We start from the raw sequence: 11,843 nt of genomic DNA on the forward strand, positions 1-11,843 counted from the left end.
CGCGTCCGGTGTTTTCCGCAATCGTGCATCTGAGCCGGCTCGCCCGGGCGGGATGGGCGCTGACCCGCGAGGGCGCCTTCGCGCTGGTCGATCCGACCGATCTGCCCGCCGGACCGGCAATGGCGATTCGCCTCGGACGCGCCATCGGGGCGATCGTCGGGCGGCGCAATCCGCAGGACGCCCGCCTTGCCGCCGCCTTTTCGCGCCTGGGACCGAGCTGGATCAAACTCGGCCAGTTCCTGGCGACCCGGCGCGACCTGGTCGGCGATGCTATCGCCGGCGACCTGTCGCAGCTCCAGGACCGTCTGCCGCCCTTCCCGGATGCGGTTGCCCGCGGCGCGATCGAAGCGGCGCTCGGCCGTCCGGTCGAAGACGCCTTCGACGAGCTCGGCCCGCCCGTCGCGGCGGCGTCCATCGCCCAGGTGCACAAGGCACAGGCCGACGGCGGCAGTCTCGCGGTCAAGGTGCTGCGGCCCGGCATCGAAAGGCGATTCCGCCGCGATCTCGATACCTTCTTCTTCGCCGCGCACACCATCGAGCGCATCGACCCCGAAGCCCGGCGGCTGCGTCCTGTCGATACGGTCGAGATCCTCGCCCGCTCGGTGGCGATAGAGATGGACCTCAGGATGGAGGCCGCCGCGATCTCGGAGATCGCGGAGAACACCGCCGAGGATCCGGGATTCCGCGTGCCGAAGGTCGACTGGAGCCGCAGCGCCAAACGGGTGATGACGCTCGAATGGATCGACGGCATCCCGATCGCCGACCGCGATGCGCTGGAGGAGGCCGGCCACGACCTGAAACGCCTCGGTGCGCTGGTCATGCAGTCGTTCCTGCGCCATGCCCTGCGCGACGGCTTCTTCCACGCCGACATGCATCCGGGGAACCTGTTCATCGACGACGACGGCAATCTGGTCGCCGTCGACTTCGGCATCATGGGCCGGCTCGGGCCGAAGGAACGGCGCTTCCTGGCCGAGATCCTCTGGGGCTTCATCCGCCGCGACTATCACCGGACGGCTGAAGTGCACTTCGAGGCGGGCTACGTGCCGGACATTCATTCCGTCGACGACTTCGCCCAGGCGCTGCGGGCGATCGGCGAACCGCTGCGCGACCGCACCGCCTCCGAGATCTCGATGGCGCGGCTGCTGACGCAGCTGTTCGAGGTGACCGAGCTGTTCGACATGAAGACACGACCGGAGCTGCTTCTGCTGCAGAAGACGATGGTCGTTGTCGAGGGTGTGGCCCGCCATCTCGATCCCGAACTCGACATGTGGACGACCTCGGAGCCCGTGGTCGGCGAATGGATCCGGAAGAACCTGGGGCCGGAGGGCGCGCTGCATTCGGCTGCGCAGGGGGCCGGCAACCTCGGTCGCCTTTTGCTGACCGCGCCGGAACTGCTGGTTCGCGGCGAGCGGATCGCCGCCGGTCTCGCGACGATGGCGCGCGACGGCTTCCATCTCGACCGGGTTAGCGTCGAGGCGATCGCGGCGGAGGAAGCACGGCGTACCCGCTCCGGACGGGTCGCGCTCTGGATCGCGGCCCTGTCGTTGGCGACGATCGCCGCCGCATTGTGGTGGTGACACCGACATGGAAGGTTAGGCGCCCGGCCGGTAGACTGTACCCGACGGGCCGAAACGCAACGGGAAGCGGATGAAACGCATCCTTCTCATCGTCGGCGGCGGCATCGCCGCCTACAAGTGCCTCGAACTCGTGCGCCGGGCGCGCGACAAGGGCTTCGCCGTGCGCTGCGTGATGACGGACGCCGCGCAACAGTTCGTGACGCCATTGTCGTTTGCCAGCCTGTCCGCCGACACCGTCTATACCGACCTGTTCTCCCTCAACGAGGAATCGGAAATCGGCCATATCCGCCTGTCGCGCGAGGCCGATCTCGTCGTGGTGGCACCCGCGACCGCCGACCTGCTGGCGAAGCTCGCCAACGGCATCACCGACAACCTCGCCGGCGCGGTGTTGCTCGCCACCGACAAGCCGGTGCTCGTCGCGCCCGCCATGAACCCGCGCATGTGGTCGCATCCGGCGACCCGGCGCAATGTCGAGCGGCTCAAGGACGACGGCCTTCGTTTCGTCGGACCGAACCGTGGCGAGATGGCGGAATCGGGAGAAGCGGGCGAAGGCCGCATGGCGGAGCCCGCGGAGATCCTGGCGGCGATCGAAGCCATCCTGACCGCCGACACGCCGCTCGCGGGCAAACGGGTGATCGTCACGTCCGGGCCAACCCACGAGCCGATCGACCCGGTGCGCTACCTCGCCAATCGCTCCTCGGGGAAACAAGGACACGCGATCGCCGCGGCTGCGGCCGCCGCCGGAGCGCAGGTGACGCTCGTCAGCGGTCCGGTATCGATCCCCGATCCGCAAGGCGTGACCACGATCCATGTGGAAACGGCCCGCGAGATGCTGGCCGCCGTCGAGGAGACGCTGCCGGCCGACGTCGCCGTCTGCGCCGCCGCGGTCGCCGACTGGCGGCCGGACAGCGAAGGCGCCCAGAAAATGAAGAAGGAAGGCGAAAGGAAAGCCCCTGAACTCGCTCTCGTCGAAAATCCGGACATCCTGCGGACGCTCGCGCAGCACCATACGCTGCGGCCGACGCTGGTGGTGGGGTTCGCGGCGGAGACCGAGACGGTGGTCGACCACGCCAGGGCGAAGCTCCAGCGCAAGGGCTGCGACCTGATCGTCGCCAACGACGTCTCGCACGCCACCGGCATCATGGGGGGCGACCGCAACACCGTACATCTGGTCTCGCCGGCCGACGTGGAGAGCTGGGAAGACATGCCGAAAACCGAAGTCGCCGCGCGGCTTGTCGCGCGCATCGCCGAGATCCTGAAGGCGCACCGCTAGAATGACCGTCACAGTCCGTATCAAGCGCCTGGCGCACGGCACCGATCTGCCGCTACCCGCGTACGAAACAGACGGCGCCGCCGGCCTCGACCTGCGCGCGGCGATCGCCGAACCGCTGAACCTGGTACCCGGCTGCCGCGCCCTGGTACCGACAGGGCTCGTCTTCGAACTGCCCGACGGCCACGAGGGGCAGGTCAGGCCGCGCTCGGGGCTTGCCGCCAGGAACGGCATCACCGTGCTCAACACACCCGGCACGATCGACAGCGACTATCGCGGCGAAGTGAAGGTGATCCTGATCAATCTCGGCGCCGAGCCGTTCGCGATAGAGCCGGGCAGCCGCATCGCCCAGCTTGTCGTCGCGCCGGTGACCCGTGCAATGCTGGTGGAAGCCGATGCCTTGAGCGACAGTGCCCGCGGCGAAGGCGGCTTCGGCTCGACGGGACGCTGATCCGGGCTGGAATGCATTTTCGCCGAAGGCGCAATCAGCCAGCCGTAGAGAATTGGCTTTCTCGAAATCGATCGTTTTCTAGGAGCGCATTCCGTAATACCGGTCAAATTGGAATGCGCAGGGCCTCGCGGGGAAACCGAGGGGCGACTACGTTGTGGACCGGTCCAACGAGTAAGCGGCGGCAGCCGCATCAAGACGCCAACGGAGCACAATCATGAGCCAGGCCATCGCCCCCAAGCAGGACCTCGACCGCCAGCCCGGTCGCGGCCGCATCTACGACTCCATCACCGACACCATCGGCGACACCCCGCTGGTGCGCCTGGACAAGCTGGCCAAGGCGAAGGGCGTGAAGGCCAACCTGCTGGCCAAGCTCGAGTTCTTCAACCCGATCGCCAGCGTCAAGGACCGTATCGGCGTGTCGATGATCGATGCGCTGGAGGCCGAGGGCAAGATCGACAAGGACACCGTGCTGATCGAGCCGACCTCCGGCAACACCGGCATCGCGCTCGCCTTCGTCGCCGCCGCGCGCGGTTACCGGCTGATCCTGGTGATGCCCGAGACGATGTCGGTGGAGCGTCGCAAGATGTTCGCCTTCCTCGGCGCCGAGCTTGAGCTGACCGAAGGGCCGAAAGGCATGAAGGGCGCGATCGCGCGTGCCGAAGAGCTGCACAAGGAGATCTCCAATTCGGTGATCCCGCAGCAGTTCCAGAATCCGGCGAACCCGGCGATCCACCGCAAGACGACGGCCGAGGAGATCTGGAACGATACCAACGGCGAGATCGACGTGTTCGTTTCCGGCATCGGCACCGGCGGCACCATCACCGGCGTCGGCCAGGTGTTGAAGCCGCGCAAGCCGGACCTGCACATCGTCGCCGTCGAGCCCGAGGCGAGCCCGGTCCTGTCCGGCGGCGAGCCCGGCCCGCACAAGATTCAGGGCATCGGCGCGGGCTTCATCCCGGACGTCCTCGACCGCGACGTGATCGACGAGGTCGTCCAGGTTTCGAATGAGGAAGCCGTCGAGACCGCGCGCGAAGTCGCCCGGACCGAAGGCATTCCGGTCGGTATCTCGTCGGGTGCGGCCGTCGCCGCGGCGCTCAAGGTGGCCTCACGCCCGGAAATGGACGGCAAGAACGTGGTGATCATCATCCCGTCGTTCGCCGAGCGCTACCTCTCGACGGTGCTGTTCGAGGGCCTCTGATTCGAGCATTCCGCGAACCCGTTTGCCGGCGGCAACCCCGCATTGCTGCCGGCGGATGGAATACTTGGTTCGGCGGTTTTTTTGGCCTATCGTTTTCGCCAGGGACGGAGGCGAAGGAGGCTGCGCCATGAGTTCGAGCGCGCGAATTGGCCTTGTTCTAGCGCTACTGTCCAGTGTCGCGACGGCTGAGGCCGGCGACATCGCGGAGCATCGCATCCTCGGTTTCTCCTCCAATGGCGGCGTCTTCGCGTTCGAGGAATTCGGCGTTCAGGACGGCTCCGGCTTCCCCTATGCCAATATCTACGTCGTCAATACGGATACGGATTCCTGGGTGCCCGGATCACCGGTCCGGGTGCGTATCAACGAGGAGACGGCAGCGCTATCGGCAGCGCGCGCGCAGGCCCGTCAGCAGGCAGCGCCGATACTCGATCAGTTCGCGGTGGAAGACCGGGCGATGACGCTTGCCGCCAATCCGCTCGGCGAACTGGGTGCCGATCCGGTCAGCGTCGATTTCGGCGAGCCGTTTCCCGCCAACCCGCTGCGCGACATCGACCGGCGCTACAATGCCGGCCTCGAGATCTACGATGCCGAAACTCCCGACGAGGCCTGCGAAACCTATATTGGCGACAAGCCGAAGGGCTTTCGCCTGACGCTCAGGAATCTCGTGACCAACACCGAGACGGTGTTGCACGAAGACGAGCAGATCCCGCAATCGCGCGGCTGCCCGATCACCTACCGGATCGACGCGGTGACCGTGCCCGACGGCTATCCGGCGGAAAAGGTCGCCGTCGTCTTGAGCATATTCCAGCCGGGCTTCGAGGGACCGCAGCGACGGTTCCTTGTCGTCACCGGAGACCTGCCGCAGTAGGCAATTTCAGGAGGGCCAACGCCAGCCGATGCTCGTGCCGATGAAACTCAGCGATGAGGAACTGGAGCGCTATGCGCGGCACATCGTGCTTGCCGAGATCGGCGGGCCGGGCCAGCAGAAGCTGAAGCGTGCCCGCGTCCTCGTCATCGGTGCCGGCGGCCTGGGCGCGCCGCTCCTGCTGTATCTCGCCGCCGCCGGCGTCGGTACGCTGGGCATCGTCGACGACGACACGGTGGCCCTGTCGAACCTGCAGCGGCAGGTGATCCACGACACGGACGCGATCGGAACGGCCAAGGTCGACAGCGCGGCGGCGGCGATCAAGCGGATCAACCCGCATGTCGAGGTGGAGACCTACGCGCTCAGGATCACGCCCGACAACGCGCCCGGGCTCGTCTGCGGCTTCGACATCGTTGCCGACGGGTCGGACAATTTCGCCACGCGGTATGCGGCGGCGGATGCCTGCGCGGCGTGGCGGCGGCCGCTGGTTTCCGCGGCAGTCGGTCGATTCGACGGCTCGGTCACGACCCTGAAGCCCTACGAGATCGGCAAGGATGACCGTCCCAATCCGAGCTATCGCGACCTTTTCCCCGCGCCGCCGCCGGACGGCATGCTGCCGACCTGCGCGGAAGCGGGAATCCTCGGCGCGCTGCCAGGTGTCATCGGATCGATAATGGCGCTGGAAGTGATCAAGCTGATCGCCGGTGTCGGCGAGCCGTTGATCGGCCGGCTCATGCTGTTCGACGGCATGTCCATGCGCGTCGAGACGATCGGATACAGCGCCGGCTAGCGCCGTACCCGATCGCCGGGATCCTGTTCAGGACTAGATCAGTAGTAGCCCGGCGGGCATTCGACGACGATGCGGTTCCCGTAACGGTCGCGGGCATAGCAATAGCCAGGGCGATTGGCGACGGCGCCGATGATGGCGCCGGTCGCGCCACCGATCGCGGCGCCGACCGCTGCGCTGGACGCCGAACCGCCGATGATCGCACCGGCGACCGCACCCGTTCCCGCACCGATCGCGCCGCCGGTGAGCGCACCGCGCTCCTGGGGCGTGGTCTGGCAGGCGGCAAGCAGAGCCGTCGACAAGACGATGGCAGGCAGTTTCCACATGAATTCGTTCTCCTCTTCGCTGCCATGCGATATTGAAGGCCACCTGTTATAGAAGAAACAAGCGGCAGGTTGGTTCCAAAAAGCAGCGGGATTGGGGGCAGAAAAGTCCCGGCTGCGTGAAATCGGGACTTGTCGGGACATAAAACCTAGTCAGGTCGCGCGCGTTGAAAGCCGGCGCGCAACCGTCAGATTGTAGTCGCGGATCCAGCCCGGAATCAATACTGCGTCGATCACCCACCACAGTGCCCATATGGCCCAGAACACCCAGCCGATCAGGATCCACATGGTCAGCCATCCGAGGCCCCACAGCAGAAACTGCAGAATGCCCGACAGCACACGGGCGGAATACAGCCTGTGGGCGCCGAGAAAGCCGAGAAAGAACCACAGGATGTAGGCCAGCACCGCCGATTTCGACAGGGCGTCGTATTCCATCATCTGGCGGGACTGGCTCGTATCGGTCATGACAATCCTGATTGGTTCATTGTCCTTGCCGTTATGTGCGTGCCCAGGTGCGCCGATGCAAGGTCACGCGCCTGCCGGCGCAGGCTTACCGCAGACGTGATCGACTGTGGCCGCGGCGAAGGACTCGAGCAGGTCGCGGCTTTCGCCGAGGCGCGAGCGGATCGCGATGTAGCCGACGGCCGACGCGACCATCCGGCCAAGTGTCGCGCAGTCCGTATCGGCCGGCAACTCCCCGTCGCTGACGGCTTTCACGATCCGTTTCTCAAGCATCCGGTCGAAGCCGCGGAATGTCTCGGCAAGCAGCTGCCGAATGTCCGGGTCGGTCGCCGCCTCCGGCACACCGGTTGAAATCATGAAGCACCCGCGCGGCTGGCCATCTTCCGGGAAATAGACCGCGAGATAGAAGCCGAAGAGCCGCGTCAGAGCCTCTCTAAGAGAGCCATCGGGGGCAAGCGCCAGCCGGACTTTGTCCCGCATCTGCTCCCGGTAGCGTTCCAGCACGGTCCGGTAGAAGGCCCGTTTGTCGCCGAAGGCGCCGTAGAGGCTCGGCCGGTTCATCTGCGTCGCCACGCTCAACTCGTCGAGGGATGTGGCCGCGAAGCCGTGCGTCCAGAAAACGTCCCGCGCCCGGGCCAGCGCCGCGTCGGGATCGTATGCGCGCGGCCGTCCGCGCTTTGCGGGCTTATTTTGTACCATTTCGCAATTAATCCTTGCCGCTACCAATTTTCATACGATACGGTACAAAAATCAAATCACGGAGGATCACCCCCATGGATCTGTACTTCTCGCCGCTCGCCTGCTCGCTCGCCACCCGCATCGCCCTCTACGAATCCGATACGCCCGCCAACTATATCCGCGTCGACCGTCTCTCGAAAAAGATCGAGGACGGTTCCGACTACTACGCCGTAAACCCGATGGGGCAGGTTCCGATGCTGCGTACCGATTCCGGCGAGCAGCTGACCGAGACCTCCGCCATCCTGCAATATGTCGCCGATCTCAACGAGGACGCGGGCCTGGCGCCGAAATCCGGACTGGAACGCTACCGCCTGCAGCAGTGGCTGAACTTCATCACGACAGAGCTGCACAAGGCGATCTTCTATCCGCTGTTCTCGCCGGACAGCAACGAGGGGGCGAAAGCCTTCGCGCTCCATGTCGCCGAAAAGCGGTTCGATTACGCGGACAAGCACCTTTCCGGCCGGGAGTTCCTGCTCGATCGGTTCACGGTGGCCGACGCCTATCTCACCACCGTTCTGGGCTGGACGCGGGCGGTCGGGATCGATCTCGACCGATGGCCCGCGCTCAAGGCCTATGTCTCGCGCATGCGCGCACGCCCGGCGGTCGCCAAGGCGCTCGCCGAGGAATACCCGCTCTACGAGGCGCAGACGGCCCGGCAGGGAGCGGCGTGATCAATCGGGCAGATGGCAAACCGCTTCGATGCGGTTTCCGTCGGGATCGCGCAGGAACGCCGCGTAGTAGCTTTCGTGATAGTGCGGCCTCAGGCCCGGCGCGCCCTCGTCGCGGCCGCCGGCGGCCAGGCCCGCGGCATGGAACGCATCGACGTCGGCGCGACTGCCGGCCTTGAACGCCCAATGGCGTCCCTGGACCCGGCCGGCTTCGCCGACGCGGATCGACAGGTAGGTTCTGTCGGGATGGTCCGCGCCCGCGCGCTGGCCGTAGCCGAGCCGGTTCGGCTCGCTGACGACCTTGGGAACGCCGAGGGCGCCGAAAACCGCGTCGTAGAAGCTTTCTGCCCGATCGATGCTTGAAACGGTTATGGAGACGTGGTCGAGCACGGCCGCGCCTCCACCCGGCTAGAGCATCGAAGGCAGGACGCGGTCCGGCGGCCGATGGCCGTCGGCGAAGGTCTTGATGTTGATGATGACCTTTTCGCCCATGTCGACGCGGCCCTCGATCGTCGCCGATCCCATGTGCGGCAGAAGCAGCACCTTGTCCGACCTGGCGAGCTTCGGATTGACCGACGGCTCGTGCTCGAACACGTCCAGGCCGGCACCGGCGAGTTCGTCGGCCTCCAGCATGCGTGCCAGCGCATTCTCGTCGATGACCTCGCCGCGCGCGGTGTTGACGATATAGGCCTCCGGGCGCAGCAGCTTGAGCCGGCGCGCCGACAGAAGGTGATATGTCGCCGGCGTGTGCGGGCAATGGACCGAGATAACGTCCATGCGGGCAAGCATCTGGTCGAGGCTGTCCCAGTAGGTCGCCTCCAGCTCGTCCTCGACTGCCGTGGGGACGCGTCGGCGGTTGTGGTAGTGGATCTGCATGCCGAAGGCGCGCGCGCGCCGTGCCACGGCCTGTCCGATCCGGCCCATGCCGACAATGCCGAGCCGCTTGCCGTTGATGCGATGGCCGAGCATCCAGGTCGGCGACCACCCCTTCCACTCGCCCGTTTCCATGACCCGGATGCCGTCCGCCAGCCTGCGCGGCACGGCGAGAATCAGCGCCATGGTCATGTCGGCGGTGTCCTCGGTGAGGACGCCCGGCGTATTGGTGACGGCAATGCCCCGGTTCGTGGCGGTCTCCACGTCGATATTGTCGACGCCGTTACCGTAGTTGGCGACGAGTTTCAGCCGCGGGCCGGCCTGGGTGAGCACTGCGGCGTCGATGCGATCGGTCACCGTCGGCACGAGCACGTCGGCGTCGCGCACCGCCTCGATCAATTCGGCCTGGCTCATCGGCCGGTCGTCCAGATTGAGGCGGGCATCGAACAATTCGCGCATCCGCGTCTCGACAACGTCCGGCAGCTTGCGCGTGACGATGACGTGCGGTCGCGTCTTTGGCATGGGCGACGATCTCCCTCTCGATGCTCATTTTATCCCCCGCACCCCGGTTCACCGGTCGTTTACCACGATGGTGATAGGGATCGGTCCGGGGAATCGGGCGGACTTCGCGGACTCTCTAGCAGACGGTCCGGCAAACACAAAGCAGATCGGCGCGGCGTCCTGTCCCGTTGACTTCGAAATGGCGTGATTTATGTGCATACGCCTCGGCGCAGCGGATGCCATCGGGGCGCTGGGGATGCCATCGGAACAAATATGAACGCCCTACCGGTTCGTGAGCGCCTTGCGGTCCTCTGCCTCGTCGGATTCCTGAGCTTCGCGGTCCCGCACGCCCATGCAGCGGCGGACGCGGGCGCGCCATCCGGCATCCAGGCAGCGACCACCCAGACTGGCCCGAGCGGCCTGCCGCTTCCGCGCTTCGTCAGCCTGAAATCCGACAGGATCAACGTGCGCGCGGGGCCCGGACAGGACCACCGCGTTGCCTGGATCTTCGCAAAGGCGGGGCTTCCGGTCGAAATCGTCGCCGAATACGAGAACTGGCGGCGAATCCGCGACAGCGAGGGCGCGGAAGGCTGGATATTCCATTCGCTGCTATCGGGGCGGCGCACGGCCATCGTCGCGCCGTGGTCCGAGGAAGACACGCTGGCACTGCGGCGCAATCCCGGCGAGAACGGCGGCCTGGCCGCGCTCGTCGAGCCGAAGGTTCTGGTCGACCTCAACAAATGCGACGGCACGTGGTGCCGCGTCACGGTAAACGGCGTCACCGGCTGGATCGCGCAGGAGATGCTATGGGGCGTCTACCCCAAGGAAATCGTCGATTAGGCGGATTTCCGACGCCCGTTCAGCGCTTGGCCGCCTGCTTCACCCGTACGACGACATCGATGTGGGTGATCTCCATACCTTCAGGCGTATCCGGCAGGCCGGTCACCGCGATGCTGCCGCCGGCGATATCGATCAGCCGGTTTTCGTCTTCGAGATAGAAGTGATGGTGATCGCGGGTATTCGTGTCGAAGTATGACTTCGCGCCATCGACCGCGACCTCGCGCAGCAGACCGGCATGGGTGAACTGGTGCAGCGTGTTGTAGACGGTTGCCAGCGACACCGGAACCGAGGCACGAATGGCCTGTTCATGCAGCATTTCCGCCGTCACGTGGCGGTCGACACCGTCGAATAGAAGCGCGCCCAGCGACAAGCGCTGGCGCGTCGGGCGCAGGCCGGCCCGGCGAAGCAGTTCGGTGACTTCGCGCTCGCGCTTCGGTGCGCCCGCGTGCGGGTCGTCCGACGGTCTTCCGTTCATCATCAAGATGATCCGACAATTCGTTGCATTCGCTACCAATATACGTAAGGCGCCTAGTATCGGCAAGCGCCGGAACGTTCCGGAATAATGGTCTTTCGCGCCCTTTCGAGGCCGAAGAAGCTATGTTAGTTAAGCCTCCGGCGTTCGGGGACAAACCAGGTGACGTCGCTGCCGTTCGGCGCAAACGGAATGGCATTCAGAAAAAAGAGTGAGGCGAATGACCGAACGGCGGTCCAGTTACGACTACGACGACCTGCTCGCCTGCGGGCGGGGCGAACTTTTCGGCCCCGGGAACGCGCAGCTGCCGCTGCCGCCGATGCTGATGTTCGACCGCATCTCGTCCATTTCCGAGGACGGCGGCGAGCACGGCAGGGGTGCGGTCCGCGCCGAGCTCGATATCAGGCCCGACCTGTGGTTCTTCCCGTGTCATTTCAAAGGCGATCCGGTGATGCCGGGCTGCCTGGGGCTCGACGCGATGTGGCAGATGGTCGGTTTCTTCCTCGGCTGGGCCGGAGCGCCGGGCCGCGGACGCGCGCTGTCGACAGGCAGCGTCAAGTTCTCCGGCATGGTCCTGCCGACCAACAAGGTCGTCGAATACGGCGTAGACCTGAAACGGGTGATCCGTCGCAGGCTGACGCTCGGAATCGCCGACGGCTGGGTCAAGGCGGACGGGGAGACGGTTTTCGAGGCGCTCGATCTGCGCGTCGGACTGTTCACCGCGGAGTCGGAAAGCGCGGCGCCGTAATCAGGCGGCGGAAAATCGCCTGATTTCGGAACTAGTCGCACACGCGATACAAGATTGTTTTTCAAGAGGC

General features: G+C 65.7%; 15 protein-coding genes. 9 read left to right on the forward strand and 6 right to left on the reverse strand.

The window, feature by feature from the left end:
- Positions 1-8 precede the first annotated feature (8 nt).
- The 6 genes from ubiB (at position 9) to moeB (ending at position 6,151) form a co-directional block, all read left to right on the forward strand.
- Positions 9-1,577: a 2-polyprenylphenol 6-hydroxylase gene (gene ubiB / locus ACSF9G_RS18590; protein ID WP_436643617.1), complete on the forward strand. Its 1,569-nt coding sequence runs from the start codon at positions 9-11 to the stop codon at positions 1,575-1,577.
- 70 nt (positions 1,578-1,647) lie between these two features.
- Positions 1,648-2,850, forward strand: coding sequence for a bifunctional phosphopantothenoylcysteine decarboxylase/phosphopantothenate--cysteine ligase CoaBC (gene coaBC, locus ACSF9G_RS18595; RefSeq protein ID WP_436643618.1), 1,203 nt, complete (start codon positions 1,648-1,650; stop codon positions 2,848-2,850).
- A gap of 1 nt (position 2,851) precedes the next feature.
- The gene (dut, locus tag ACSF9G_RS18600; protein ID WP_436643619.1) at positions 2,852-3,298 is read left to right on the forward strand and encodes a dUTP diphosphatase; all 447 of its coding nucleotides are present in this window, start codon (positions 2,852-2,854) and stop codon (positions 3,296-3,298) included.
- Between the two features lie 214 nt (positions 3,299-3,512).
- The gene (gene cysK, locus ACSF9G_RS18605; protein WP_436643620.1) at positions 3,513-4,496 is read left to right on the forward strand and encodes a cysteine synthase A; all 984 of its coding nucleotides are present in this window, start codon (positions 3,513-3,515) and stop codon (positions 4,494-4,496) included.
- Positions 4,497-4,623: 127 nt separating this feature from the next.
- On the forward strand, positions 4,624-5,364 hold the full coding sequence (locus ACSF9G_RS18610) for a DUF2259 domain-containing protein (protein ID WP_436643622.1): 741 nt from the start codon (positions 4,624-4,626) through the stop codon (positions 5,362-5,364).
- Positions 5,365-5,404: 40 nt separating this feature from the next.
- Entirely contained in the window at positions 5,405-6,151 is a 747-nt protein-coding gene (gene moeB, locus ACSF9G_RS18615) for a molybdopterin-synthase adenylyltransferase MoeB (RefSeq protein ID WP_436643623.1), read from the forward strand.
- 38 nt (positions 6,152-6,189) lie between these two features.
- Here the strand turns inward: moeB and ACSF9G_RS18620 are convergent, their stop codons facing one another.
- From ACSF9G_RS18620 to ACSF9G_RS18630, 3 genes are all read right to left on the reverse strand, one after another.
- Positions 6,190-6,474, reverse strand: coding sequence for a YMGG-like glycine zipper-containing protein (locus ACSF9G_RS18620; RefSeq protein ID WP_261615688.1), 285 nt, complete (start codon positions 6,472-6,474; stop codon positions 6,190-6,192).
- 150 nt (positions 6,475-6,624) lie between these two features.
- Positions 6,625-6,936, reverse strand: a complete 312-nt coding sequence (locus tag ACSF9G_RS18625; protein ID WP_436643624.1) for a TM2 domain-containing protein — start codon at positions 6,934-6,936, stop codon at positions 6,625-6,627.
- A gap of 63 nt (positions 6,937-6,999) precedes the next feature.
- Entirely contained in the window at positions 7,000-7,632 is a 633-nt protein-coding gene (locus ACSF9G_RS18630; protein WP_436643625.1) for a TetR/AcrR family transcriptional regulator, read from the reverse strand.
- Between the two features lie 74 nt (positions 7,633-7,706).
- Between ACSF9G_RS18630 and ACSF9G_RS18635 the strand changes: the two genes are divergently transcribed.
- Positions 7,707-8,342, forward strand: coding sequence for a glutathione binding-like protein (locus tag ACSF9G_RS18635; protein ID WP_436643626.1), 636 nt, complete (start codon positions 7,707-7,709; stop codon positions 8,340-8,342).
- Here the strand turns inward: ACSF9G_RS18635 and ACSF9G_RS18640 are convergent, their stop codons facing one another.
- A complete protein-coding gene (locus tag ACSF9G_RS18640) occupies positions 8,343-8,729 on the reverse strand; it encodes a VOC family protein (RefSeq protein WP_436643627.1) in 387 nt (128 codons plus the stop codon).
- A gap of 18 nt (positions 8,730-8,747) precedes the next feature.
- On the reverse strand, positions 8,748-9,734 hold the full coding sequence (locus ACSF9G_RS18645) for a 2-hydroxyacid dehydrogenase (RefSeq protein WP_436643628.1): 987 nt from the start codon (positions 9,732-9,734) through the stop codon (positions 8,748-8,750).
- Between the two features lie 252 nt (positions 9,735-9,986).
- Between ACSF9G_RS18645 and ACSF9G_RS18650 the strand changes: the two genes are divergently transcribed.
- Entirely contained in the window at positions 9,987-10,553 is a 567-nt protein-coding gene (locus tag ACSF9G_RS18650; RefSeq protein WP_436643629.1) for an SH3 domain-containing protein, read from the forward strand.
- Positions 10,554-10,572: 19 nt separating this feature from the next.
- Here the strand turns inward: ACSF9G_RS18650 and irrA are convergent, their stop codons facing one another.
- Entirely contained in the window at positions 10,573-11,028 is a 456-nt protein-coding gene (gene irrA / locus ACSF9G_RS18655; RefSeq protein WP_436644034.1) for an iron response transcriptional regulator IrrA, read from the reverse strand.
- 217 nt (positions 11,029-11,245) lie between these two features.
- On the opposite strand from irrA, the gene fabA reads away from it, so the two are divergent.
- Positions 11,246-11,773 (forward strand): 3-hydroxyacyl-[acyl-carrier-protein] dehydratase FabA, encoded by a 528-nt coding sequence (gene fabA / locus ACSF9G_RS18660; RefSeq protein WP_436643630.1) that lies wholly within the window; start codon positions 11,246-11,248, stop codon positions 11,771-11,773.
- The last annotated feature ends 70 nt before the right edge of the window (positions 11,774-11,843 follow it).

Origin of the sequence: Microbaculum mangrovi (genome assembly GCF_051390635.1) — a bacterium.
In the GTDB taxonomy this organism is placed as follows: Bacteria; Pseudomonadota; Alphaproteobacteria; order Rhizobiales; family Tepidamorphaceae; genus Microbaculum.